Here is a 25217-nt window from a genome sequence, read left to right as displayed (position 1 = left end):
ACGGCTTCGTGCGTTTCGACCGCGGAGCCGTCGCCCGTGTATCGCGTCACCCCTTCGAACACGAAAGCAAGCTATGACCTTGGATTCGAGTACAACTTCACCCCAGCAGCCCGCAGCTGCGCGCGGCGAGCGGATGACCGGTGCTCAGGCGGTTGTCCGAAGCCTTGAGGCGCTCGGCGTGCCGAGTGTGTTCGGGCTGCCGGGCGGCGCAGTCTTGCCGCTCTACGACGCGCTGATGGATGCGGAACATCTGCGTCACATTCTGGTGCGCCATGAGCAGGGCGGTGGCCATGCGGCCGAGGGCTTCGCCTCGGCGAGCGGCGAGGTCGGCGTGTGTATCGCGACCTCAGGCCCTGGCGCAACCAACCTCGTCACCGCGATTGCCGATGCCTACATGGATTCCGTGCCGCTGCTCGCGATCACCGGGCAGGTGTTCTCGCACCTCATGGGCACGGACGCGTTCCAGGAAGCCGACATCGTCGGAATCACCATGCCGATCACCAAGCACTCCTTCCTCGTGAAGACAGCTGAGGAGGTGCCGGCTGCGCTCGCTGCCGCCTACCATCTCGCGTCCACCGGTCGCCCGGGCCCCGTGCTCGTCGACATCACGAAGGATGCGCAGCAGGGCGAGTTCGATTTCGTGTGGGATCCCCAGGTGGATCTCGCGGGCTACCGCCCCATCACGAAAGCGAACAGCAAGCAGATTCAGGCTGCCGCCGATCTCATTGCTGCGGCTGAGCGCCCCGTGTTCTACGTCGGTGGCGGAGTTGGCCGCGCGGGCGCATCTGAAGAACTGCTGCAGCTCGTCGAGCTCGTCGGTGCCCCCGTGGTCACCACGCTGATGGCGCGCGGAGTGTTCCCCGATTCGCACCCGCAGCACATGGGCATGCCGGGAATGCACGGCACCGTTCCCGCAGTGTTGGCTTTGCAAGAAGCCGACCTCCTCATCACACTCGGCGCCCGCTTCGACGATCGCGTGACCGGCAAGGCTGATCTCTTTGCCCCCGATGCGAAGGTGATTCATGCGGACATCGACCCGGCTGAGATCGGCAAGATCCGCGCCGCGGATGTGCCGATCGTGGGCGACGCTGCAGACGTGATTGCCGACCTGATCGCCGCTGTCTCGACCGAGAAGGTCAGTCGTGACTGCGCCGACACCTCGGCGTGGTGGAAGCGGCTTCGCGCACTGCAGGAGAAATTCCCGCTTGGGTACACCGAGACGAGCGACGGGCTCCTTGCGCCGCAGCGCGTCATCCAGCGCATCGGGGAACTCACCGGGCCAGAGGGCGTGTACGTCGCTGGCGTTGGTCAGCACCAGATGTGGGCCGCGCAGTTCATCAAGTATGAACGCCCGAACGCGTGGTTGAACTCGGGTGGCGCAGGCACGATGGGCTACTCAGTTCCTGCTGCGATGGGTGCAAAGGTCGCAGAACCCGAGCGCACTGTGTGGGCGATCGACGGCGACGGCTGTTTCCAGATGACCAATCAGGAGCTCGCCACCTGCGTGGTGAACAACATCCCCATCAAAGTCGCGGTCATTAACAACTCCTCACTCGGCATGGTGCGCCAGTGGCAGACGCTGATCTATGACGGCCGGTACTCGAACACTGAGCTCAACACGGGCCACGGCTCAAGCCGCGTGCCCGACTTCGTGAAGCTGGGTGAGGCGTACGGTTGCCTCGCGATCCGCGTAGAACGTGAGGATCAGCTCGACGACGCGATCAAGCTCGCTCTGGAAACGAACGATCGCCCCGTGGTGATCGACTTCGTCGTGAGCGCGGACGCGATGGTGTGGCCGATGGTCCAGCAGGGCACTTCGAACAGCGATATCCAGTATGCCCTTGAGCACGCCCCCGAGTGGGAGGAAGAGTAACCATGAGCCGTCACGTTCTCAGCCTCCTCGTAGAGGACAAGCCCGGTCTGCTGACTCGCGTCGCCGGCCTCTTCGCCCGCCGCGGCTTCAACATCGAGTCACTCGCGGTTGGCCCGACGGAGATGCGCGGCCTGTCGCGGATCACTGTCGTCGTCGATCAGGACGAGGTCCTGCTGGAGCAGGTCACTAAGCAGCTCAACAAGCTGGTCAACGTCATCAAGATCGTGGAGCTCGATGAATCGAGCTCTGTGCAGCGCGAACACGTGCTGATCAAGGTGCGCGCCGACAATCAGTCGCGGTCGCACGTGCTGGAAGCAGTGAACCTGTTCCGGGCGCGCGTCGTGGACGTCGTTCCCGACGCGGTCACCATTGAGGTGACGGGGGATTCCGGGAAAATCGACGCCTTCCTCAAGGTGCTCGAGCCTTACGGGATCAAGGAGATTGCGCAGTCAGGGCTCATCGCCATGGGGCGCGGATCCAAGTCGATCACCGAACGAGTATTTAAAAACTAACCGCGTGGTCGCGCCACGCGACCCGCTCACACGTGCGCGAACCGCGCAGAACCGAACCGAAAACAAAGGAGAAATCCAGTGGCTGAGATGTACTACGACGCTGATGCTGACCTGTCGATCATCCAGGGCAAGAAAGTAGCTGTCGTTGGCTACGGCTCCCAGGGACACGCGCACGCAATGAACCTGCGCGACTCGGGCGTTGAGGTTGTTATCGCCCTCAAAGAAGGGTCGAAGTCGATCCAGAAGGCCGAAGAGGCCGGGTTCACGGTGAAGACCGTTGCTGAGGCTTCGGCCTGGGCTGACCTCATCATGATCCTTGCTCCGGACCAGCACCAGCGCACCATCTACACCGAGTCGATCAAGGATCAGCTGACCGCTGGCAAGACCCTTGCGTTTGCACACGGCTTCAACATTCGCTTCGGCTACATCGAGGCGCCCGAGGGCGTCGACGTGATCCTCGTAGCCCCCAAGGCTCCCGGCCACACGGTGCGCCGCGAGTTCGAGGCCGGCCGTGGCATCCCCGACATCATCGCTGTTGAGACCGATGCAACGGGCACCGCGTGGGAGACCGCGAAGTCGTACGCAAAGGCAATCGGCGGCACCCGCGCCGGCGTCATCAAGACGACCTTCACCGAGGAGACCGAGACGGATCTCTTCGGCGAGCAGGCTGTCCTCTGCGGCGGCACCTCGCAGCTCGTCCAGTACGGCTTCGAGACGCTGACCGAGGCTGGCTACCAGCCCGAGATCGCCTACTTCGAGGTGCTGCACGAGCTCAAGCTCATCGTTGACCTCATGTGGGAGGGCGGCATCGCCAAGCAGCGCTGGTCGGTGTCCGACACGGCCGAGTACGGCGACTACGTCTCCGGCCCGCGCGTCGTTGATCCCTCCGTCAAGGAGAACATGAAGGCTGTTCTCGCGGACATCCAATCGGGTGCATTCGCGAAGCGCTTCATCGAGGATCAGGACAACGGCGGCACCGAGTTCCTCGAGCTCCGTGCGAAGGCTGAGAAGCACCCGATCGAGACGACGGGCCGCGAGCTGCGCAGCCTGTTCGCTTGGAAGCAGGCTGACTCGGACTACGTCGACGGTAGCGCAGCGCGCTAAGCAGTCGCAGTGACAGCGGGGCCCCGGGGAGTGATCCTCGGGGCCCCGCTGTGTTCCCCCGGTGTGCGTTGCGGTGCTTGTGCTGTGTTTCGGTGCTTGTGCTGTGTTGCAGTGCTCGTGCTGTGTGGCGGTGCTCGCCGGGGGCGGTGTCACCAGCACGCCATGCGTACACTGAGCGCATGGGTGATGTGAGTCGCTGGGTGCACGAGGTCGACGCGGCGCTGAAATCGCGCGCGACTCCGGAGCGGGCGGAGCGCGAGCGGGCCTATCTGAAGAGTGCGATCGACCACTACGGCGTGACGGTGCCGCAGATGCGGGTGGCGGTGCGCACCGCGCTGCGCGGCGCGGACATCGACCGGCCGGCACTGCTGGCGATGGTCAGGGAACTGTGGGCGCCGCCCGAGCCAGGCGCGCTTCCGGTGCACGAGCGCAGGGCGGCCGCGGCGGAACTGCTGGAGCGGAATGTTGCGCTGCTGGAGTTCGGCGACACCGCGCTGCTGGAACAGCTGCTGCGCGAGTCTGGCACCTGGGCGCTCGTGGACAGCCTGGCAGCCTCGGTCGTTGGCCCACTTGCTGAGCGAGAGCCCGGGTTCGGTCCGATTCTTGACCGCTGGGCGGACGATGAGGATTTCTGGATCCGCCGCTCAGCACTGCTCTCTCAGCTGATCCCGCTGCGGGAGGGGCGCGGCGACTTCGCGCGATTCGGACGCTATGCAGACGCGATGCTGCATGAGAAGGAGTTCTTCATCAGGAAAGCAATCGGGTGGGTGCTGCGCGACATGTCGCGCAAGCGCCCCGACGAGGTATATGAGTGGATCCTGCCGCGCGCGGCGAGCGCGTCCGGGGTGACGCTGCGCGAGGCAGTGCGACGCCTCGATGAGCGCCAGCGGGCGGCGGTGCTCGCCGCGCGGTGAGGCGGATGCAGCGGGAGAGCGCCGGTACGAAGCCGCCTCGTGCGCAGCTCAGCCCGGGCCGATCAAACTTCTGCCACCGCCACCACAGCGAGTGGGCGACCGCCCAGGTCTTCTCTTCCCGGCACGGGATACCCTGCCGCAGCGGCAACTTCGAGAGTCGTTGCCGTGCAGACGTCAGATCGAAGCGGCCACGATGCAGCGCATGCCCGCACTACGAAACGCCCGCACGAGGCCAAGCCCGGTTGGTCCCTCCTCGTACACAGAACCAGACTGGCTTTCCATCGTTTGCTTGGCGGCACCATCGCACCCGGCATTTTTCCAGCTGAACTCGGAACTGTCTCCGTCCCCAGAGCTCACCGCGTCTTCGGCGATCGTGCCGAACAACGTATCTGAGTGCGCTTTTTGCATCGATTCAGACAGTCCGGCGACACGATCACCATATTCGGAGTCCTCGCCCAGAGCCTTTCCCGGAAGACCCTCATCTGTCTGAAGGATCGCACCCCAGTAGGGGGAGAGCGGGAACTCCTCCTGCTGGGAAGGCTGGGGCTCCGCATCCGCACAACTCGTCAGGCAAACCAGGCTCGCGAGGACGAGGACGAGGACTCCTCCTTGCTTGCCAGTCATTCGTGGCCAATCTGTTCAGGGAGGTCATCAGATTCCTGCCAGGCCAACACGACCGTCCACTGCCCGGTCGCTGGTGGCCTGACGGTGAGTGTGTCTGGTTGCGCCGTGGCCGGGTCAAAGATCACCGTTGATCGATGCGTAACGGTGTCGCACGCGATCGTAAATGACTGGTTACCAAGATCTCCTGTACCTGCAACCGAAATGCCGAGTTCGCCGCCGCTGTCGCAGAGCGCATAGACGACATAGCGATTGCTCTCCACCCCCTCCATCCGCAGCTGTAGTGAATCAGGTGTGCTGGAGTCGAGTTGACCCAACTGGTGGTCGCCCGCAGTAACAGTGAGTGCTGCAGCGTCCTGTGCAGCTTGGCTCTCTTGAGGGTGTGAAGTACGAGCTACGCCGGAACCGCTTGGCTCATCCGTCTGCGAACAGCCCACCAAGGCAGAGAGAATTAGGGCGCATGTGACTGCGCTCAAGCGAATGTGCGTCACGAGTCCGCGCCTCTATGTGAGACGCCATTGAGCGGTATTCGGAGCGGTTCCGCGCACCACATTGCTCGAGGATGACGTGAAGACTCGTACACGATTTCGTGAATCGTAGAGATATCTCTTCGAAGGAACTGTGCGTGCTGTCGTCAATGATTTGGCCACCACGCCGCGGGTACAGGTGACTGCTTCTTTCGCAGGAACTCTCAATGAAACGGAGGTCTTGGAACCTGTGCTCCTCGAGTTCGAGCGTCCGCCAGACACACTTGCAGAAGCCTTCGCAAAGATCCAGGCGAAAGCTTCAACTCCCACACGTGCAGAAAGAGGGCGGGTCACGGTCTTCGTTCGCTCAGTCACGCAGCTCCCGCTTGCGGCACTCTTCAATCCGTTGGAGACGGAATCCGTGTGGCCAACTACACAGCCGGAGCCAGTACTGCGCGGATTCGAATAGCACGTCGTAGCCGTAGCGCGCAGCTTTCCAGCCGAGTACTGCTTACGCGTCTTCCATGGAGAAGCGCCTGCAGCACTCGCAGGAGTGCTCGTCGCAAGCGGAGCTCTAAGCGCCATGCCCACCAACAGGCCGCCGCAAAGAAGCGCGCGAAATCGTGTACGAGGATTGGGTTTCGTGTGGGTGGCAGAGGAATTGAGTGTTGTCATGCGTTGGTCCTATTTTGATCAGCAACTCATGTGCTGTGGCGAATCCACCCATCTCCACAGCAGACTCTATGCTCGAATGGGGTGTATTGCCACACAGTATGCGAAGTACGGGGTGGCATCAGCGATTCGGCAGCGACGTGAAGAATGACGCGATCATGGACAGGATCGTGCTGTGAACGGTCTGGATCGAGGCCTGAGACGCAAATATGCGAAAACACGCTGTGCTGACGCGACGGCAGAACAGGCGCGGCGAGTGGAAACCGGTCTTGGCTCGACGGGTGCTGCTCGCTCGTGCAACCGGGTGCTGCTCACAACATGTATCGGCCGCTGCTCATTGGCAGCTCCGCCGCTAGTTGAGCGCACGACTACTCAGAATCTTGAACGAGTCGTGTGGCGCTACTCGTGGGCCCGCTTCGTGCGCGCGGTCGCCTCGGCGGTCCACGGATCCTCTGGCCAGGGGTGCTTGGGGTATCTCCCGCGCATCTCCTTGCGCACGTCCTGGTACGGTCCGTTCCAGAACGAGGCGAGGTCGTCGGTGACGGCGAGCGGCTTGCGCGCTGGTGACAGCATGTGGAACAGGATCGGCACCCGGCCGTTGACGATCCGCGGGGTCTGAGCGAAGCCGAACAGCTCCTGCAGTTTCACGGCCACAACCGGCCGGCCTGCGGGATCGTCAGGATCGGGATAGCTGATCCGGATCCGGGATCCCGAAGGCACGGCCAACTGCTCTGGCGTGAGCGCGTCGAGCTGCGCGGCCTCCGGCCAGGGGAGTAGCCGCCGCAGCGCCGAGGTCAGGTCAATCCCGTGCAGCGAGGACTGCGGTCCGAGCCGCGCGAGATCCTGGCCCAGCCAGCTGTCGGCCCCCGCGAGCAACGCCGTATCGCTCACATCGGGCCAGGGTGCTCCGAGTTCGCGGTGCAGCAGGCCGAGCCTGCCGCGCAGAGACTCGGCGGTCTCTGTCCAGCGCAGCGCGGCGAGGCCTGTCTCGCGCAGGTGGGCTGCGAACGCCGGGCCGGTGTCCTTGGCGCGCGGGGCCACGGGACTCTCCGAGAGCAGGATCGCGCCGAGCGCGCGCAGTTCTTTCACCCGCACACGCCCATCGGTGACGCGCGCGATGCGCTCACTCCTGCGCAGTGCGCCGCCGATCCTGAGTGCATCCGTCTCGCTGAGCGCCGCAGCCAGACGGATCACCGCGCCCGTGCCGTCTGCGGCGCGACCTGCGGCGCGCTGCACCTCGCGCACGGCAAGCCACTCGCTCGCGACGAGGGCGCTCGACTCCGGCAGGGCGGCCCTCGTGCCGCTCGCGAGTAAGTAGCTGCGCGAGTGCTCGCCGGTGCGACGTGCGATCCACTCGGGCCGCGCAAGCGCCGTCACAATGCCGGTGGCGTCGGTGCTGGTTTCGGCGGCGGCGCTGTCAACGAGGTGGTCAGCGGGAGAAATCGCGCTGATCTCGGCCGCGGCGATCCCCGTGAGTCGGCGGCACTCCCGCCGCCAGCGCTCGACCCCGGGGCGCGGCCGGAACGCAGCTCACGGAGCAGGTGGCCGAGATCAGCGCCGGGATCGCGGAAGTCATCGGAGATCGCGGCAACGACCTCCGCGGTGCGCGCTGCGTCACCGAGCTGCGCTGCGCCCGAGAGTAGCGCGCGCGCCTCGCGCACCCCGATCGGGAGGCCAGCAACGTGGCGGCCGAGCGGTGTCGGCCTACCGGCCTCGTCGGTGAGTTCGAGTGCGCGGAGTTCGGTCGTGGCGAGCGCCATCGCTGCGGCGGGAGGCGGCGTGAGTAGCCGCATCCCCACGCCGCCCGGCGTGCCCCAGGCTGCGAGCAGCAGCGCGGCGTCGAGGAGATCGGCCGACATGATCTCGGCGGGAGCCGCAGCTGGCATCCGCGCGAACTCCGCCTCAGAGTACGCGCGCACCGCGCGACCCGGGCCCTGGCGTGCCGCACGACCAGCGCGCTGCTCTGCGCTCGCGCGCGATGCGCTCACCGTCACCAGCCCGGTCATATCGCGGCCGCGATCCCGCCGCACCTCACGCGACAGCCCTGCATCAATGACGAGCCGAACCCCTGGCACGGTGAGCGAGCTCTCCGCGAGCGAGGTACTCACGACGATGCGCTGCGGTTCGCTTTCGTGCCGGCCGGACACTGCGCGATCCTGATCTCGCGCGGGAATCCGACCGTGCAGCGGCAATGCCTCCAGCTGCTGAGCCGCTGGGCGGGCGGCAGTGCGATCCCGAATGAGCCGCACCACCTCGTCCACCTCGCGTGCCCCGGGTACGAACACGAGTGCGTCGCAGGCGGCGGCGGCCTGCTCGGCGACCGCGAGCTCAGCGACGTGAGCCAGAAAGCCGCGGGTCACGCCGCGCTCGTCGAGCCGGGCGGCGGCGGGGGCATACGCCACATCGAGCGGGTGCAGCACGGCTGGCACGGCGACGATGGGGGCACCGCCGAGCAGCTCGGCGATTCCGGTCGCGTTGAGCGTGGCAGACATTGCGATGACGATCAGCTCGGGCCGCAACTCGCGGAGCTCAGCGAGCATGCCGAGCAGCAGGTCGCCGTCCACTGATCGCTCATGGACTTCGTCGAGGACCACTGCGCTGACACCGTCGAGGGCCGGATCGGCGAGCAGCCTGCGCAGCAGCACGCCAGGGGTCAGCGCCTCAATCCTGGTGTTCCTGCCCACGGTGCGCTCGCCGCGCACAGTGAAGCCGACTGGGCCACCCAGCTCGCTGCCGTCGAGGGTCGCGAGTCGTCTTGCTGCCGCGCGCACCGCGACTCTCCGCGGCTGACTGAGCAATACGCGACCGGGGCGATCCACTGCAGCGTGGGGGTCACTCAGGTCGACGGCAGGCTGTTGTGCTGCGACGAAGTTGGCAACGAGCGGCGGCACATATGTGGTCTTTCCTGTGCCAGGAGGAGCAGTGACCACGGCGGCGCCGGTCGCAACCGCTTGCTCAAGTTCGACGCGGGCATTCGCGACGGGGAGGTCGGCACCGATCCGGTGGAGGTCGAAGAGATGCTGGCCCTCGCACACGTTACGCTGCTGGGGCGCTCTCAACTACGATCGGCGCCTTACTCGGATCCGACCAGACGGGGGCGGGGAGCGTGGTGGACGTACTGCCGTTCTGGATCTCCTTGAGCGCCGCCTCGATTTCTTCGGCATTCGTTGGCACATTCAGGTTGCAGGCCCGCAGCTCGCTCGCGAACTTGAGGGTGAGGCGGGATTTTCCTGCCTCGATCGCCTCAGCAGTGGTTCCGGTGCGCTTGTCGCTGCCGGTCTGAATATCCGAGACGTCCTCGCAGACGTGGTACACCTTGCCGCCGTCGACCCAGACGACCTCGTCCGAGCCGAGTAGCTGGATCACTGTCGACTGGTCTGCCGTGTACTTCTCCACCGACGGCGGGTTCAGATCGACGCCCACCGCTGCGGCGGCAATCGCGAGGACCACACCCAGAGCGCCCGCGATCCCCTTCTGCTTGCCGTCCATGTCCTTATTCGTGAAGATCAGGATGATCAACGGGAGGAACGCGACGATGGCGATGATCGCACCGAGCTGGTTCTGCACAAAGAAGCGCACGGTTTCGGATCGCTGGGCGGGATCCAGGCGGTTGGCCTTCTTCCACAGCACCGAGCCGGTGATCGCGAGAGCGGCGATCACGACGAGTGAAATGAGGAGCATCGTGAACGCCCACTGCGGGAATACTGCAGTGGCGTTCTGGGTCTCGAGGAGCCCCGTTTCTGGATCGCGGACCAGTGTGCCGTCTTCACCCACGAACTCACGCTGACGCAACAGCCAGAAGATCGCGACACCCTCGAGTGCGATTGCCACGAACCAAAGCGCAGCCGCGATCCACCGGAAGCGCGTGGCCTTTGCCTTCGCTTCGGCGGTGGGCGTCCACGCCGGTGCACCCAGCTGAGTGGCGTCGTCGCTCTTGTTCTTCCGAGATTCTGTCACTATCGTGAGTTCCTTTGTGCGTGCTGAGTGGGATCTTTCGCAATTGTAGTAGGAGCCGTGCCGCAGGAGAAGAGGAGCGGCCTGCCTTTGCATCTGCCGCCACACGCCAGGGACTCAGCTCCCGGGTGTCTCAGAGCGGAGCGAAGTTAAGCTGGAGACATGCGAAAAAAGACGGTCCCGGTGCCGCGTGAGAGCGGGCTCGCGAGCGGCTGGACAGTGGAAGCACCACAGGGGATCGGCGATCCTGCGGTCACTGCCCCGGCGGACTCCGCGGGCGCACTTGCTCACGCCTCAGCGGGCGATCCCGCAGGTGTGAAGGACCCGGACACCGCTGCGGAGACAGCAGAGGCAACTGCCCCACCCGGGACGCAGGTGTCGAATGGGGCCCTCGTGGCGCTCGGCGTCTTCGGTGGGCTGTACTTGCTCTACACCGTTGGCTGGGCCATCGTGGCGCAAGCGTATTCCGAGGTCAACGCGATCACGGCGGCTGGCAGTGGGTCCATCGGTGGCGTGCTGCAGCAGATCGTCTATTGGGCCGCACCGTTTGCGCCTGCGCTGTGGTTCTTCACGGCGCTCGTGCTGAGCCGCGGCGGGCGCACCGCCAGGCTCTCACTATTGCTCGCGATCGGTGCTGTGGTGCTGTTGCCATTGCCGATGCTCATTGCCAGAGGAGGCTAGGAACGTGGTCTCACGCATTCTCGCGTGGGGTGTTGGGGTGCTGCTGTGCGGCCTCTACCTCTACGCAACGATCACCGGCGTTGGCAACCTCACCGGCATGCTCGGCCTGAGCGGGGCGCTTGGCACCGGATTGAGTGTGACCGGGTGGATCTGGCTCAGCGTCGGTATCCTGCTTCCGCTCCTGGTGCTCGCCGCCGCGTTGGTACTCGGCCGTGGCAGAAAGCCAGGGATCCGCATTTTGCTGCTGGCAGCCGGGATTGCAGCAATCGCCGTGTGGCAGCTGGACCTGATGCATGTCATTCCTGAGTCGTCATATTTCGCATAGCGTTCTGAGTCGCCGTGGCACGGCAGTAGACTGAAGTCTCTGCGCGGATTCGCGTAGTTTCCTTATCGCTGACCCGAAGGATTCGCTTGATGTCTGCGCCGGTCGTGCTGATCGCCGAACAACTCTCGCCCGCCACTATCGCCGCGCTCGGCCCCGACTTCGAGGTGGTGCACGTCGACGGTACGGATCGTGACGCGCTGCGCTCGGCGCTCGCGACCGCCGACGCCGTGCTCGTGCGCTCCGCCACACAGATTGACGCGGAGGCGCTCAGCTGGGCGCCGAAGCTGAAGGTGGTCGCCCGCGCGGGCGTCGGCCTCGATAACGTCGACATCAAGGCCGCAACGCAGGCCGGTGTCATGGTGGTCAACGCGCCGACCTCGAACGTGATCAGTGCGGCTGAGCTGACCGTTGCCCATATTTTGGGCCTCGCTCGTCACCTGCAGCGCGCGCATGCGTCCCTGTCAGCGGGCCAGTGGAAGCGTTCTTCCTTCACAGGCACGGAACTCTACGAGAAGACCATCGGGATCATCGGCCTGGGCCGCATCGGTGCGCTCGTTGCCGAGCGTCTTCGCGGGTTCGGAGTCGAACTCGTTGCATATGATCCCTACGTCACAGCGGCCAGGGCACAGCAGCTCGGTGTGCAGCTGGTTTCGCTTGACGAGCTCGTTGCGCGGGCTGACTTCCTCACGATCCACATGCCGCGCACGCCGGAAACGCTCGGCATGATTGGAGCAGAGCAGCTCACGGCGATGAAGCGCACAGCGTACGTGGTGAACGTCGCCCGCGGTGGGTTGATTGATGAAGCCGCGCTGGCCGAGGCGCTGACCGCTGGCGAGATTGCGGGCGCTGCGCTCGACGTGTTCGTGCAGGAGCCTCCCGCTGATACGAGCCTGACCGGCCTGCCCACCGTCAATGTCACCCCGCATCTCGGCGCCTCGACGGAAGAAGCTCAGGAGAAGGCAGGCGTGTCGGTTGCGAAGTCCGTGCGCCTCGCGCTCGCAGGCGACCTGGTGCCGGACGCGGTCAATGTTGCAGGAGGCGTGATCGACGAGTACGTGCGCCCGGGGCTGCCGCTCACCGAGAAGCTCGGCCAGGTGTTCGCAGGTCTCGCTGCCGGCCCCCTTGCGTCGCTCGACATTGAGGTGCACGGGGAACTTGCAGAGCGCAACGTTGAGGCGTTGCGCCTCGCGGCCCTCAAGGGTATTTTCTCGAAGGTCGTGAGCGACCCTGTGTCCTATGTCAACGCACCGCTGCTCGCGGAGCAGCGCAACGTAGAGGTCCGCTTCACGGTCGACGCGAACTCGGAGAGCTATCGCAATGTGATCACGATCCGTGGCGCGCTCACTGACGGCACAGCGCTGTCTGTGTCCGGCACGTTGACCGGGCCGAAGCAGGTCGAGAAGATCGTTGAGGTCAACGGCTACGAGGTTGAGCTGCCCATTCCCGAGCACCTGGTGGTGTTTAGCTACACCGATCGCCCGGGCATCGTTGCCGCCTATGGTGCAGAGCTCGGCGAGGCCGGCGTCAATATCGCTGGCCTGCAGATCGCTCGGGACGAAAAGAAGGGGACCGCGCTGTCGGTGCTCTCTGTCGACTCGCCCGTTGCAGAGGACGTCATTGTCCGCCTGCGCGAAGCGATCGGCGCGGATGAGCTTCACACGATTGATATCGACGCGCTCTAGCCCACACGATCAACGCAGAACACCCCCGCCGGCTGGCGGGGGTGTTCTGCGTTGATCCGGCGAGTGCGGAACTGCTGCCGCTCGCGCTTGTGGGGCGGCGGCTGCCAGTGGAGTGGCGCGCTGGACCGGGGCAGCGCACTGTGGTGCGAGGGGCTTGCCGAAGAAAACACTGACCAAAACTTGTCGTGCGCGGGCTGCCGGAGTAGTGTGTTCGAGGTTCGGGTTAGGCTTACCTCACCAACATCACATCACTCCCGCGGAAGAGGCAGTACGAATGCTCGGTACCTTCCTGATCGGCTTGCGCGAGGGCCTCGAGGCCGCCCTTGTTGTCGGTATTCTGCTCGCGTACGTCAACCGCATCGGCCGCCGCGACGTAGCTTGGCGAATCTGGGCAGGTGTCGCGCTCGCAATCATCGTCTCGCTCACCGTCGGCGCTGTGCTGACATTTGGCGCCTACGGATTGTCGTTCCAAGCGCAGGAGATCATTGGCGGAACACTGTCTTTGCTCGCGGTCGCCCTTGTCACCTGGATGGTGTTCTGGATGCTGCGGACCGCGCGCGGAATGCGCGGCGCGCTTGAAGGGCAGCTCGGCGACGCCATCGCGGGATCCGGCTGGGGAATTGTGGCGGTCGGGTTTCTCTCGGTGGGTCGCGAGGGCCTTGAAACCGCACTGTTTATCTGGGCGACGACCCGGTCCTCAGGGGAGAGCCCACTCGTCGGACTGCTCGCGGCCGTCGGGGGTATTGTGCTCGCTGCTGCGCTCGGCTGGCTGATCTACCGCGGCTTGCTTCGCGTCAATCTTGCGCGGTTCTTTACCTGGACGGGCGCACTGCTGATCGTCTTCGCAGCAGGCGTTGTTGCGTATGCGATCCACGACCTGCAGGAGGCCGCGGTCCTGCCTGGCCCATTTGCGATGGCGCCAGAGGGCGCCAGTGCGTTCGTGCAGTCCTGGTATGGAGACGCAGCGTGGGCCTTCCGGATCCCGCACCTGATCGCCCCTGACGGCGTGCTCGGCAGCCTACTCAAAGGCACGATCGGCTTCGCACCCGAGATGACGAAGCTCGAACTCGTCGGATATGTGCTGTACCTCGTTCCCACGATGGCGCTGTTCCTCCGTCGGGCCTTGCGTCCGAAACCAGCGCCACGTCCCACTCTCGTTCCGCAACCAGCTACCTAGGAGCCACTGTGCACACCCGTAGACCACTCATCATTGCCGCAGCCGTTGCGACCGCTGCCTTCACGCTCACCGGCTGTGTGCCGAATGCCGGCTCCGGTGAAGCCGCCGCCCTCACCGTCGACTCGGGCGCAGACTCCTGCGCGGTCAGCGCCGACACTGCCGCGAGCGGGCCGATCACCTTTACGGTGACGAACTCGGGTGACCAGGTCACCGAGTTCTACGTTCTCGCAGAGAACAAGTTGAGTATCGTCGGTGAGGTCGAGAACATCGCACCCGGCGCAAGCCGCGATCTCACCTTGGTCGCCCAGCCGGGTGAGTACTTCACTGTCTGCAAGCCGGGAATGGTCGGGGCCGGGATCGGAACCACTCCGTTCACTGTGACGGGCGAAAGCGTCGAGGCGAACGCGGATGATGCCGAAGCCGAGGACGCAGCGGTCGCGAGCTACACCGCGTACGTGAAGAGCCAGGCAGCCGAACTGCTGCCGCAGGTGCAAGAGTTCGTTGATGCGTACGTCGCGGGAGAGGACGCTGAGGCAAAGCGCTTGTTCCCGTTGGCGCGCGTCAGCTACGAGCGGATCGAGCCGACCGCGGAGCAGTTTGGTGATCTTGATCCTTCGATCGACTACCGCAAGCCGGGCGCCGAGGCCGAGGGGCTGCCCTTCACCGGGTTCCACCGGATCGAAATGGATCTCTGGCTCGATGCGGCAGCCGAGAACTATCCCGACGAGAAGATCGTCGCGCTCACGCCCGCTGAGCGCGCGACCCTCGGGGAGCAACTCGTCACCGACATCACCTCGCTCTACGATCTTGTGCACTCCGATGACTTCACGCTCTCGCTGAGCGATATCACGAACGGGGCCATCGGTTTGCTCGACGAGATCGCAGCGCCCGACGGTAAACTGCCTGGTGAGGAAAATGAGTTCGCGCACACCGACCTCTACGACTTCACTGCCAACGTCGAAGGCGCGCAGGTGGCCTACGAGGCCGTGCGCGACATCGCGGCGGCGAAGGGCGACGAGGGTGCAGAGCTCACGAAGACGCTCGACACACAGTTCGCCGCGATGCTCGAGCTCCTCGCCACCTATGGTGACTACGAGGGTGGCTTCGTGGACTATTCAACTGTGGATCAGAACGCCCGAAACGAGCTCGGCGCTCAGCTCAACGCATTGAGCGAGCCGCTGTCGCAGCTGACCCACACCGTGCTGGGAGTCAGCGCTGCATAACCAGGAGTTGACGCCAGTGTCCGGCACCCCGAGTGGGGAGCCGGACACTGGCGCGCCCGAACCCAATCGTGTGAGCCGCAGGGGGCTCTTCGGTCTTCTCGGGAGCGGGGCGGTCGGCCTGGCTGTCGGTGGTGCCGGGGAGCAGCGCTCGCGACCGCTGCGGGGGCAGGCAACCCCGGCGGTTCGAGCTCCGGCGCGGTGCCGTTCCGCGGAGCTCACCAGGCAGGGATCGTCACTCCAGCGCAAGATCGCCTGCACTTCGCCAGTTTCCAGTTGCTACGCGGAGTCGACCGTGCAGCGCTCATTGAGCTTCTCTCCGACTGGACCGTCGCGGCCGAGGCGCTTACCCGCGGCGCGGAGCTCGGAGCAGGCGGTGCCGCATCCGGGCCACCGCTCGCACCACCGTCCGACACCGGTGAGGCGCTGGGCCTCGGGGCAGCGAAGCTGACGCTCACGTTTGGCTTTGGACGCAGCCTGTTCGAAACGAAAGACGGCGAGGATCGCTTCGGCCTCGCCGAGCGTCTGCCAGCCGAGTTCACTGAGCTGCCAGCGTTCGCGTTTGACCTGCTCGATTCGGCCACGACCGGTGGCGATCTCTGCATTCAGGCGTGCGCAGACGATCCGCAGGTCGCCGTGCACGCGATCCGGAATCTGAGCCGCATAGCGATGGGACGCGCGCGGATCGCGTGGAGCCAGCTCGGCTTCGGGCGCACCTCGTCGACCTCGCAGAGCCAGGACACGCCACGCAATCTGTTTGGCTTCAAAGACGGCACTGCGAACGTGATGGCCGAGGACCGGGAGGGGCTCGCGGAACACATCTGGGTCCCGGAGTCGCACCCGCAGGAGTGGTTGCGCGGGGGGAGCTACCTGGTCGCGCGCAAGATTGCTATGACGATCGAAACGTGGGATCGTGCATCGCTGAGCGAACAGGAACGGATCGTGGGGCGCACCAAGGGAGAGGGAGGCCCGCTCTCAGGAGGTGCCGAGTTTGACGCCCCGAATTTCGAGGCTGTCTCGACCGCAGGCGGTCCCGCGATTGCGACGGATGCTCACGTGCGGCTCGCGCACCCTGAGCAGAACGGTGGCGCGCGGATGCTGCGCCGCGGCTACAACTACGTGGACGGCTCGAACCCGCTCGGACAACTCGGAGCTGGCCTCTTTTTTATCAGCTTCCAGAAGGATCCGGCAACGTTTGTGCGCGTGCAGCAGAGCCTCAAGGCTGACAGCATGAACGAGTACCTGCGCCACGTCGGCTCGGGGCTGTGGGCGATCCCGCGCGGCATCTCGCCGGGGAGTACGTCGGTCAGGCGCTCTTCACGAAGTCTGCGTAGCCGCGAGGAGCCGCTCGCTGCGGCGCCTCGCGCTGCGCCCGCGGAGCCACATCGCGATCGCGATGAGCCCGCAGCTCGCGAGCAGTACCCCGGCGATCGCGCCGTCGCTGACGCTCAGAAACCAGGAAATCACGGGGTGTTCGGCAACGGCGTGCGGGGTCGGCTCCCACCAGTGGTCCGAGCCGCGCACTGCCGCACCTCGGCGGATCTCTTCTGCGTCGATGAACGTCGCGAGCCAGGGGCGCACGATTGCGTTCAGGAGCACGCCAATCGCGAGCGGGGACAGGATGATCGCGGTGTCGCGGCGCGCCCTGCGACGGATCACGGGATCCTGATCTGCTGGCATGAGCCTGGGCTCCGTTCGGTCCTGCGGAAGTATGCGCTCCAGTCTATGCGGCACCAGGGTTTTCACCCGCCATGGAGGGCCGCGGTGCTATCCTGAGAAGCGCGGGCGTTTGCTCGCAACAACGATGAAGCGAGCACACGGTGGCTGGTCTTCGGTGGTGGATCCCTCAGGGCGTGCCCGCAGCGTTCCCTGGGTGGCCCTCCACTGTTGATCAGCACTCGCGGGCCAATCGGCTCACGCGAGCAGTTGCTGCGTGCTCACCCGAAGTAAAGGAGTACCCGTGGAGGGTCCTGAAATCAAGTTCGCCGAGGCAGTCCTCGACAACGGCAAGTTCGGAAAGCGCACGATCCGCTTCGAGACCGGCCGTCTCGCGCAGCAGGCACAGGGCGCGGTTGCCGCGTACCTGGACGAGGAGACCATGCTCCTCTCCGCCACCAGCGCATCCAAGCAGCCGAAGGATCACTTCGACTTCTTCCCGCTCACGATCGATGTTGAGGAGCGCTCGTACGCTGCCGGCAAGATCCCCGGCTCGTTCTTCCGCCGCGAGGGCCGTCCCTCGACCGAGGCGATCCTCGTGTGCCGCCTCATCGACCGCCCCCTGCGCCCCTCCTTCGTGAGCGGTCTCCGCAACGAGGTCCAGGTCGTTATCACCGTGCTGTCGATCGCACCGGGCGAGTTCTACGACGCGCTGGCAATCAACGCGGCGTCCGCGTCGACCCAGATCTCGGGTCTGCCGTTCTCTGGCCCCATCGCCGGTGTCCGCCTCGCACTGATCGGCGATCAGTGGGTTGCGTTCCCGAACGTTGAGCAGCTGAAAGACGCGGTCTTCGATCTCGTTGTCGCCGGACGCGTCGTCACCGACAAGAACGGTGCAGAGGACGTCGCGATCATGATGGTCGAGGCTGAAGCAACCGAGCAGAGCTGGGAGCTCATCCGCAGCGGTGCAACGAAGCCGAACGAGGCAGTCGTCGCCGCCGGTCTTGATGCAGCCAAGCCGTTTATTGCTCAGCTGTGCAAGGCGCAGTCCGAGCTCGCCGCGCAGTCGGCCAAGGAGATCGCTGATTACCCGGTCTTCCTGCCCTACACCGACGAGGTGCTCGCCGCTGTTGACGCGATCGCCCGCCAGGAGCTCGCACCGATCTACCAGATCGCTGACAAGCAGGAGCGTCAGAACGCTGATGACGCGCTGAAGGCGCGCGTCAAGGAGCAGATCGCGGCGAAGGTTGCCGCAGGCGAGCTGCCCGAGTCCGCCAACAATGAGGTCTCGGCCGCGTACAAGTCGGTCACCAAGGACATCGTCCGCAGCCGCGTGCTCTCCGAGGGTGTCCGCATGGACGGCCGCGGCACGAGCGACATTCGCGCGCTCGACGCTGAGGTCCAGGTCATCCCGCGCGTGCACGGTTCGGCGATCTTCCAGCGCGGCGAGACCCAGATCCTGGGTGTCACCACGCTGAACATGCTCAAGATGGAGCAGCAGATCGATTCGCTGTCGCCAATCACGAGCAAGCGCTACCTGCACCACTACAACTTCCCGCCTTACTCGACCGGTGAGACCGGCCGCGTTGGCTCGCCGAAGCGTCGCGAGATCGGGCACGGCTTCCTGGCCGAGCGCGCACTCGTGCCGGTGCTGCCGAGCCGCGAGGAGTTCCCGTACGCCATCCGTCAGGTCTCCGAGGCACTGTCCTCAAACGGCTCCACCTCGATGGGTTCGGTGTGCGCTTCGACGCTGTCGCTGCTCAACGCTGGTGTCCCGCTGCGCGCTCCGGTTGCGGGCATCGCCATGGGGCTCGTCTCTGACGAGGTCAACGGTGAGACCCGCTACGCTGCGCTGACCGACATCCTGGGCGCAGAGGACGCACTCGGCGACATGGACTTCAAGGTCGCAGGTACGTCAGAGTTCATCACCGCGATCCAGCTCGACACCAAGCTCGACGGCCTCCCGGCTGACGTGCTCAAGGGCGCGCTGACTCAGGCGCACGAGGCTCGCCTCACGATCCTGAACGTGCTGAACCAGGCGATCGACGCCCCTGACGAGATGGCCCCGACCGCGCCCCGCGTGATCACGGTCAACATCCCGGTCGATAAGATTGGCGAGCTGATCGGGCCCAAGGGCAAGACCATCAATGGGATCCAGGACGAGACCGGCGCTGACATCTCGATCGATGATGACGGCACCGTCTACATCGGCGCGACTGACGGCCCCGCGGCTGAGGCTGCTCGTGCCCAGGTCAACGCGATCGCGAACCCGCAGAACCCTGAGGTGGGTGAGCAGTACCTCGGCACCGTCGTGAAGAACGCCGCGTTCGGTGCGTTCGTTTCCCTGCTTCCCGGCAAGGACGGCCTGCTGCACATCTCCGAGGTGCGCAAGCTCGCCGGTGGCAAGCGCATCGAGAGCGTCGATGACGTACTCTCCGTTGGTCAGAAGATCCTCGTGAAGATCACGAAGGTCGATGATCGTGGCAAGCTCTCACTCGAGCCCGTGCTCGAGGAGCAGGCAGCTGAGGCGCCCGCCGCCGATGCGGCCGAGCTCGCAGAGGCGCCGGCCGCGGAGTAATCTCCGCTGCGGCCCTGGCTCATCCCAGGGCACGCAACGCGCCCGCCGCTTCCGGTTTCACCCGGGATCGGCGGGCGCGTTTGCATCTGCGTGCAGACAGCGCGGTGTGAGCCTGTCAGACTGATGCCATGGCGGATACTCAGAACGGTCGCGTAGCGGTATATCTCGACTTCGACAACATCGTGCTCTCCTGGTATGACCGGGTGCACGGCCGCAACTCATTTTCGCGCGATCGGCAGCGCATCGCCGAGGACCCCTCGGCTCCCGACATCGCTGAGCGGCTGCAGGCCGCAGCGGTAGATGTCGGTGCCATCATTGATTTCGCCTCGTCATTTGGCACGCTCGTGCTGACGCGGGCGTACGCTGACTGGTCGTCGCACATCAACGCACAGTACCGCTCACAACTCGTCGCGCGCGCGGTGGATCTGGTGCAATTGTTCCCGGCTGCGGCGTATGCGAAGAACGGCGCGGACATCCGGCTCGCCGTGGACGCCGTGGAAGACATGTTCCGGCTGGACGATCTCAGCCACGTCGTGATCGTGGGCGGAGACTCCGACTACGTGCCGCTCGCGCAGCGCTGCAAACGACTCGGCCGCTACGTCGTCGGCATCGGAGTTGCGGGGTCCACTGCGAAGTCACTCACCGCCGCTTGCGACGAGTTCGCGAGCTATGACGCGCTCCCGGGCGTCAAGATGCCGGAGCCGCAGCAGCCGGCCGCACGCAGCCGCAGGGCACGTGCCCCGCAGCCGGATCGCGAATCAGGTGTCACGAAGGTGGCCGCAGACACCTCGAGCGCCGAGAATGCTGAGGGCGCTCTCGACGCCGCCGCGGAGGTGCTCGAGGCTGCCCTGGCTACCGTGCCCGAGAAAGCACCGCGGGGCCGTGGCTCGAGGCGCGGACGGGACGCGCGAGATGAGGCCCAGGCAAGCGCGGATCGCGATGCACCCGACGAGCTCGAAGAACTCGATCACCTCCACCACGATGACGAGGACGATGACGCGGATTCGGATCCGGAACTCGATGCAACCGGGCTGTTGATCCGGGCGCTCTGGCTGAGCCAGGATAAAGATGACTCTGGCTGGCTTTACAGCTCAGCGGTGAAGCAGCAGATGCGGCGCATGGACCCCTCCTTTAACGAGCGCGCGCTGGGGTTCCGCTCGTTCTCCGACTTCCTGAAGTCACGCGCAGATGTGGCCGAGCTGGAGGAGACTGGCCACGAGCGGCTCGTGCGGCTTAAAGATCAGAACAAGTAGGTACTGAACCACGCCGCCGACGTGGGCGCACATCCGCGCCGGATAGGCTGGGGGGATGCGCGAACCGATCCTCCTGCCCCTTGACCAGGCTGAACTCACCGTTGATCTGAGTGGCAGTCTGATGCGCCGCACGGTTCACCCGAGCGGGCTCAGGGTGCTTACCGAACTCATGCCGAGCGCCAGAAGCGCGTCGATCGGCTTTTGGGTGGGAGTGGGCTCCCGGGATGAGCAGGCGGAGCGCGGCGACGCACCGGGAAGTCTCGGCTCAACGCATTTCCTTGAGCACCTGTTGTTCAAAGGCACGCCGAGCCGTGATGCGTACGAGATCGCGACCACCTTCGACCGGATGGGTGCCGAGCACAACGCGCTCACCGCGAAGGAATACACCTGCTACTACGCGAAGGTGCGCGACGCGGACCTCACCGAGGCAGTCACCGTGCTCGCGGATATGGTGACGAACTCGGTGCTCGACGCCGAAGAGTTCGAGAACGAGCGCGGGGTCATCCTCGAAGAGCTCGCGATGGCGGCCGATGATCTCGCTGATGTCGCGAGTGAGCAGCTGTTCGAAGAGGTGCTCGTCGATCACCCGCTGGGCCGCCCAATCGGAGGCTTGCCTGAGACGATTCGCGGCGCCCAGCGAGATGACGTCGATCGGCACTATCGCAATCGCTACGACCCCTCGACGCTCGTCGTCACCGCGGCCGGTGCGGTGGATCACGACGCACTTGTGGCTCAGATCGTTGCAGCGTTGAACGCGTCGCCGGAGGAGCGGTGGCACACCGATCGCGAGCAGGCACCGGTGCGCCGCGCGCTGGCCGTGAGTGATCCGGTTCCTGCTGCCGCCCTGGCGGGTGTGGCGCCCACCGCACAGCGTGTCTGTGTCACCGAACGCCCGAGCGAGCAGATCAATCTCATGCTGGGCACGCCGGGCCTGCGCGGCAACGATCCGCGCCGCTTTGCGTTCGGCATCATGAACTCCGTGCTGGGGGGTGGGATGTCGAGTCGGCTGTTCCAGGAGATCCGCGAGAAGCGTGGACTCGCCTACACGGCGTACTCCTTCGGGGCGAGCTACTCGGACGCCGGCCTGTTCGGCATCTACGCGGGCACCGCGCCGGAGAAGGCCACAGCGGTGCTGGAACTGAGCCAGCTGGAACTGCAGAAACTCGCGGACGGCGGGATCACTGCGGATGAACACGAGCGTGCTCTGGGCCAGATCGCCGGGTCAACGGCACTCGCGTTGGAAGACTCGGAGACGCGAATGGGCCGCCTTGCGCGCGCCGAATTGGGGGCGGGTGAGCTGTATGACCTCGACACCTCGCTTGCGCGCTTCGGTGCGGTGACGCAGGATGAGATCCGCGCTGTTGCGGCGGCGATTGCTGAGCGGCCACTCACCGTGGTGGCCGTCGGTGACATCTCACGCTCTACGCTCAGCCCGACAGCGTAGCTGCGCCGGGGGCGCTGCCGGCGCACGAGCGCAGCGCGAGACGCGGTAGTTTAGGGGTATGTCGAATCGCGTTGCCGTCTCCGGAGCCACAGGCCGCCTTGGATCCCTCGTGTGCGAGGTGGTCGAGGAGCATCCGGATTTTGAGCTCGTCGCCCGACTGTCCAGCACCTCAGCTCCTGATGCAGGAGCCGACGCGGAAATCCTGATCGACGTCACCCATCCGGACGTGTCGGAGGACATCGTGTCGCGTGCGCTTGCGCGCGGTCAGCGCGTCATCGTGGGGACGAGTGGTTGGTCGTCCGAGCGGCTCGCTGTGCTCGAGCGGCGTGTGAGCGACGCCGACGGCGGCGCGATTGTCGTCCCCAACTTCTCACTCGGTTCGGTGCTGGGCACGGCACTCGCGCGTGCCGCTGCGCCGTACTTCGATGCAATTGAGATTATCGAGGCACACCACCCCCAAAAGGTGGACTCACCCTCCGGCACCGCCGTGCGCACCGCTGAGCTCGTGGCCGAGGCCCGGGCTGGTCGCCCAGTAGACGCGCCCTTCGCCGAGCAGCCTGCGCGGGGCGAGCTCGTCGCGGGCATCCCAGTGCACAGCCTTCGCCTTGCCGGAGTTGTCGCGAAGCAGGAGGTGCGGTTCGGGGGCCAGGCGAGGTGCTGACAGTGACGCACGACACACACTCGAATGACGCGTATCGCGCGGGGATCCGCGCCGCGCTGGAGTTCGTCACCACAGCATCCGGTCTCACGGTCGGGCTTGACCGGGCGCTCGGGCTCGGGGCCTCGGACGCGCGAACAGCTCGCACCCAGCGGAGGTCTCCGCGTGAACGCGCGGGTCCGCGCCATCATCGGCGTCTCAATCATGAGCCTTCTGCTCGCCCTCTACTTCGTGTTCGCGGGGATCCGGGCGATCGGCTTGCTCAGCTCAGGGGCGCCGCTGCCCGTGGTGATGGGTGTCGCGATGCTGGTCCTCCCGCTGATCGGCGTGTGGGCCCTGCTGCGTGAGCTCCAGTTCGGACGGCAGTCCACGCGCCTCGCGGACCAGCTCACCGCGGCCGGCATGATGCCGGAGGAGCCGGTCGCTACGCGGCCATCTGGGCGTCCGATGCGAGAGGACGCTGACGCGGCTTTCCCGCGCTATCGCGCAGAGGTTGAGGCCCATCCGTCATCGTGGAAAGCGTGGATGCGGCTGGGGATCGTGTACGACGCATGTGGAGACCGAAAACGCGCTCGTGCAGCGATTCGCGAAGCAATTGGGCTTGAAAAGAACGAAATCAGTGGCATAGCTCCCAAGGATTAGGGAAATCGCCATTGCGTGCATAGACTCGATGCCCGAAAGCCAGGGATCGGGGCCAGGATGACCTCGTGCGGATTCTGTCAAGGAATCACCTGTCGCCGACGATGCGCAACACCTCGCGCCAGAAAGCACGGTTGTCATGGCCAAATATGACCTCAACGCTCCCGAGCCACGAACTCGCACGCTTGATTCGGTCACCGGTATCAGCAAAAAGGGGCTCCCCTCGGGAACCGTGGGGGTCATGGGTGCGCTCGTGATCGGGCTCTCGGTGTGCGCTCCCGCATACACGTTGACGGCGGCCATCGGGCCCGCCGCCAGCGAGGTCGGGTATCAGACCCCCGCGATCTTCCTCATGGGGTTCATTCCCATGCTGCTGGTCGCACTCGGCTACCGCGCGCTGAACTCGGCGATGCCGGATTCCGGCACATCCTTTACCTGGGCCGCGCGCGCGTTCGGCCCGTGGGTGGGCTGGATGGCCGGCTGGGGGCTCATCGCGGCGACGGTGCTCGTGCTCTCAAACCTCGCAGGAATCGCGGTCGAGTTCCTCTTCCAGTCGATCAGCATTCTGATGAACAATCCGGAGATCGCAGAGATCTCGGACAACAAGTTCATCAACATCCTGGTGTGTCTCTGTTTCATGGCGGTGGCCACGCTGATCTCATACCGCGGCATGACATCGACCAAGATCTTCCAGTACATCACCGTGATCTTCCAAATGGCCATTATGGTGTGGTTCATTGTCGCCATGTTTGTGGGTGCCGCTGACCCCGCGAACGCTGCCGGGCAGCTGCCCGAACTGTCGTGGTTCAACCCGCTCGAAGTGGATAGCTTCAGCGCCTTCGCCGCCGGTATCGCTGTCTCCATCTTCGTGTACTGGGGATGGGACACCATCCTCACGATGGGCGAAGAGACGAAGCCCTCGAAGGGGCGGCTCTCAACGGAGAGCAAGGCCGCGATGATCCTCGTGCTGATCCTCGTCGTGCTCTACGTCGGCACTGCGGCGGCCACTGTGGCGTTTGCTGGTCTCGGCGAAACCGGCACCGGTCTGAACAACCCGTCGATTGCGGAGAACGTGTTCGCAGCGCTCGCGCACCCGGTGATGGGCCCGGCTGCGATCATGCTGTCGCTTGCGATCCTCGTGAGCGCGATGGCATCGATCAACTCGACCGCGATCTCGCCGGCACGCACGCTGCTCGCGATGTCCCACTACGGCGCGCTGCCTCCGGCGATCAAGAAGATCCACCCGAAGTTCAAATCGCCGTACGTTGCGCTCATGCTCTCTTCGATCGTGGCGTCGGTGTTCTACGCGATCATGCGCTTCATCAGTGAGGACGTGCTCTGGGACACCATCACGGCGCTCGGCATGATGGTCTGCTTCTACTACGGGATCACGGCGCTCGCGAGCCCCTGGTACTTCCGCAAGACCGCTCGAAAAGAGGGCTTCGGAGCCGTGCTCTCTCGTGTGATTCTGCCGGGCATCGGAGGCATTCTGCTGCTCATCGTGTTTGTGCAGACCACGATCGACAGCATGGATCCCGCCTTCGGCTCCGGGAGCAATGTGGGAGGGATCGGCCTGGTCGGCATCATCGGCGTCGTGGTGCTCGGCCTCGGTGTCGTGCTGATGTTCGTGCAGGCGCGCTCAACGCCGGCGTTCTTCCGCGGCGAGATCCTCGCGAAGGCGGACGCGGAGTCGGACACCTCGGCAATGCCGGTGTTCGATGACGGGCTCGGCTCCTAGCGTTTCGAATCCAGGGCGTCGTCGCGAAGTATCGCGACGGCGCCCTACG

The 25217-nt window shown here is 65.2% G+C and carries 19 protein-coding genes and 1 pseudogene; 16 read left to right on the top strand and 4 right to left on the bottom strand.

Translation table 11 applies throughout. The annotated features are described in order from the left end of the window. Nucleotides 1-73: 73 nt before the first annotated feature. From K1X41_RS04200 to K1X41_RS04185, 4 genes are all read left to right on the top strand, one after another. The gene (locus K1X41_RS04200) at nt 74-1873 is read left to right on the top strand and encodes an acetolactate synthase large subunit (RefSeq protein WP_132204787.1); all 1800 of its coding nucleotides are present in this window, start codon (nt 74-76) and stop codon (nt 1871-1873) included. 2 nt (nt 1874-1875) lie between these two features. Continuing rightward, on the top strand, nt 1876-2385 hold the full coding sequence (ilvN, locus tag K1X41_RS04195) for an acetolactate synthase small subunit (protein WP_132204789.1): 510 nt from the start codon (nt 1876-1878) through the stop codon (nt 2383-2385). A gap of 87 nt (nt 2386-2472) precedes the next feature. Further along, nucleotides 2473-3489 carry a ketol-acid reductoisomerase gene (ilvC, locus tag K1X41_RS04190; protein WP_396426510.1) on the top strand — a complete coding sequence of 339 codons (1017 nt, stop codon included), beginning with the start codon at nt 2473-2475 and terminating at the stop codon, nt 3487-3489. A gap of 179 nt (nt 3490-3668) precedes the next feature. Further along, complete coding sequence (locus K1X41_RS04185; protein ID WP_220175389.1) at nt 3669-4403, top strand: DNA alkylation repair protein; 735 nt, start codon at nt 3669-3671, stop codon at nt 4401-4403. Between the two features lie 174 nt (nt 4404-4577). Here the strand turns inward: K1X41_RS04185 and K1X41_RS04180 are convergent, their stop codons facing one another. From K1X41_RS04180 to K1X41_RS04165, 4 genes and pseudogenes are all read right to left on the bottom strand, one after another. Continuing rightward, nucleotides 4578-5027, bottom strand: coding sequence for a hypothetical protein (locus K1X41_RS04180; RefSeq protein WP_220175388.1), 450 nt, complete (start codon nt 5025-5027; stop codon nt 4578-4580). Next, nucleotides 5024-5287 carry a hypothetical protein gene (locus K1X41_RS04175; RefSeq protein ID WP_220175387.1) on the bottom strand — a complete coding sequence of 88 codons (264 nt, stop codon included), beginning with the start codon at nt 5285-5287 and terminating at the stop codon, nt 5024-5026. The genes K1X41_RS04180 and K1X41_RS04175 overlap by 4 nt, the downstream gene beginning before the upstream one ends. Before the next feature lie 1275 nt (nt 5288-6562). Further along, nucleotides 6563-9198, bottom strand: a pseudogene (gene hrpB, locus K1X41_RS04170) (ATP-dependent helicase HrpB). A 1-nt stretch (nt 9199) separates the two neighbouring features. Continuing rightward, on the bottom strand, nt 9200-10120 hold the full coding sequence (locus K1X41_RS04165) for a hypothetical protein (protein WP_243736006.1): 921 nt from the start codon (nt 10118-10120) through the stop codon (nt 9200-9202). Nucleotides 10121-10279: 159 nt separating this feature from the next. Here K1X41_RS04165 and K1X41_RS04160 point away from each other — a divergent pair, with 159 nt between their 5' ends. The 12 genes from K1X41_RS04160 (at nt 10280) to K1X41_RS04100 (ending at nt 25168) form a co-directional block, all read left to right on the top strand. Further along, on the top strand, nt 10280-10798 hold the full coding sequence (locus K1X41_RS04160) for a hypothetical protein (protein ID WP_220175386.1): 519 nt from the start codon (nt 10280-10282) through the stop codon (nt 10796-10798). Nucleotides 10799-10802: 4 nt separating this feature from the next. Further along, the gene (locus tag K1X41_RS04155; protein WP_132204799.1) at nt 10803-11123 is read left to right on the top strand and encodes a hypothetical protein; all 321 of its coding nucleotides are present in this window, start codon (nt 10803-10805) and stop codon (nt 11121-11123) included. A gap of 89 nt (nt 11124-11212) precedes the next feature. Next, complete coding sequence (serA, locus tag K1X41_RS04150; protein ID WP_132204801.1) at nt 11213-12805, top strand: phosphoglycerate dehydrogenase; 1593 nt, start codon at nt 11213-11215, stop codon at nt 12803-12805. A gap of 274 nt (nt 12806-13079) precedes the next feature. Next, a complete protein-coding gene (gene efeU / locus K1X41_RS04145) occupies nt 13080-13982 on the top strand; it encodes an iron uptake transporter permease EfeU (protein WP_133616132.1) in 903 nt (300 codons plus the stop codon). Nucleotides 13983-13990: 8 nt separating this feature from the next. Continuing rightward, nucleotides 13991-15205: an iron uptake system protein EfeO gene (gene efeO, locus K1X41_RS04140; protein WP_132204805.1), complete on the top strand. Its 1215-nt coding sequence runs from the start codon at nt 13991-13993 to the stop codon at nt 15203-15205. Between the two features lie 198 nt (nt 15206-15403). Beyond that, nucleotides 15404-16978 (top strand): Dyp-type peroxidase, encoded by a 1575-nt coding sequence (locus K1X41_RS04135; protein WP_396426501.1) that lies wholly within the window; start codon nt 15404-15406, stop codon nt 16976-16978. Nucleotides 16979-17162: 184 nt separating this feature from the next. Continuing rightward, complete coding sequence (locus K1X41_RS04125) at nt 17163-19436, top strand: polyribonucleotide nucleotidyltransferase (protein ID WP_220175384.1); 2274 nt, start codon at nt 17163-17165, stop codon at nt 19434-19436. 128 nt (nt 19437-19564) lie between these two features. Next, nucleotides 19565-20689, top strand: a complete 1125-nt coding sequence (locus K1X41_RS04120; RefSeq protein WP_220175383.1) for an NYN domain-containing protein — start codon at nt 19565-19567, stop codon at nt 20687-20689. A 55-nt stretch (nt 20690-20744) separates the two neighbouring features. Continuing rightward, nucleotides 20745-22133: a M16 family metallopeptidase gene (locus K1X41_RS04115; RefSeq protein ID WP_132204815.1), complete on the top strand. Its 1389-nt coding sequence runs from the start codon at nt 20745-20747 to the stop codon at nt 22131-22133. A gap of 58 nt (nt 22134-22191) precedes the next feature. Continuing rightward, nucleotides 22192-22794 (top strand): 4-hydroxy-tetrahydrodipicolinate reductase, encoded by a 603-nt coding sequence (locus tag K1X41_RS04110; protein WP_309478068.1) that lies wholly within the window; start codon nt 22192-22194, stop codon nt 22792-22794. A gap of 162 nt (nt 22795-22956) precedes the next feature. After that, the gene (locus K1X41_RS04105; RefSeq protein ID WP_243642892.1) at nt 22957-23433 is read left to right on the top strand and encodes a hypothetical protein; all 477 of its coding nucleotides are present in this window, start codon (nt 22957-22959) and stop codon (nt 23431-23433) included. Nucleotides 23434-23569: 136 nt separating this feature from the next. Then, entirely contained in the window at nt 23570-25168 is a 1599-nt protein-coding gene (locus tag K1X41_RS04100; RefSeq protein WP_132204819.1) for an APC family permease, read from the top strand. Nucleotides 25169-25217: the final 49 nt, after the last annotated feature.

The sequence above is a fragment of the Leucobacter luti genome (assembly GCF_019464495.1).
Taxonomy (GTDB): Bacteria; Actinomycetota; Actinomycetes; order Actinomycetales; family Microbacteriaceae; genus Leucobacter; species Leucobacter luti_A.
This window is presented reverse-complemented; position numbering and strand designations above follow the sequence as displayed.

What these genes read in the sequence shown, in the direction of transcription:
- K1X41_RS04100 (WP_132204819.1), top strand. Translation starts at nt 23,570, where the DNA reads ATGGCCAAATATGACCTCAACGCTCCCGAGCCACGAACTCGCACGCTT.
- K1X41_RS04115 (WP_132204815.1), top strand. Translation starts at nt 20,745, where the DNA reads ATGCGCGAACCGATCCTCCTGCCCCTTGACCAGGCTGAACTCACCGTT.
- serA (WP_132204801.1), top strand. Translation starts at nt 11,213, where the DNA reads ATGTCTGCGCCGGTCGTGCTGATCGCCGAACAACTCTCGCCCGCCACT.
- K1X41_RS04185 (WP_220175389.1), top strand. Translation starts at nt 3,669, where the DNA reads ATGGGTGATGTGAGTCGCTGGGTGCACGAGGTCGACGCGGCGCTGAAA.
- K1X41_RS04200 (WP_132204787.1), top strand. Translation starts at nt 74, where the DNA reads ATGACCTTGGATTCGAGTACAACTTCACCCCAGCAGCCCGCAGCTGCG.
- K1X41_RS04160 (WP_220175386.1), top strand. Translation starts at nt 10,280, where the DNA reads ATGCGAAAAAAGACGGTCCCGGTGCCGCGTGAGAGCGGGCTCGCGAGC.
- ilvN (WP_132204789.1), top strand. Translation starts at nt 1,876, where the DNA reads ATGAGCCGTCACGTTCTCAGCCTCCTCGTAGAGGACAAGCCCGGTCTG.
- ilvC (WP_396426510.1), top strand. Translation starts at nt 2,473, where the DNA reads ATGTACTACGACGCTGATGCTGACCTGTCGATCATCCAGGGCAAGAAA.
- K1X41_RS04120 (WP_220175383.1), top strand. Translation starts at nt 19,565, where the DNA reads ATGGCGGATACTCAGAACGGTCGCGTAGCGGTATATCTCGACTTCGAC.
- K1X41_RS04180 (WP_220175388.1), bottom strand. Translation starts at nt 5,027, where the DNA reads ATGACTGGCAAGCAAGGAGGAGTCCTCGTCCTCGTCCTCGCGAGCCTG.
- K1X41_RS04110 (WP_309478068.1), top strand. Translation starts at nt 22,192, where the DNA reads ATGTCGAATCGCGTTGCCGTCTCCGGAGCCACAGGCCGCCTTGGATCC.
- efeU (WP_133616132.1), top strand. Translation starts at nt 13,080, where the DNA reads ATGCTCGGTACCTTCCTGATCGGCTTGCGCGAGGGCCTCGAGGCCGCC.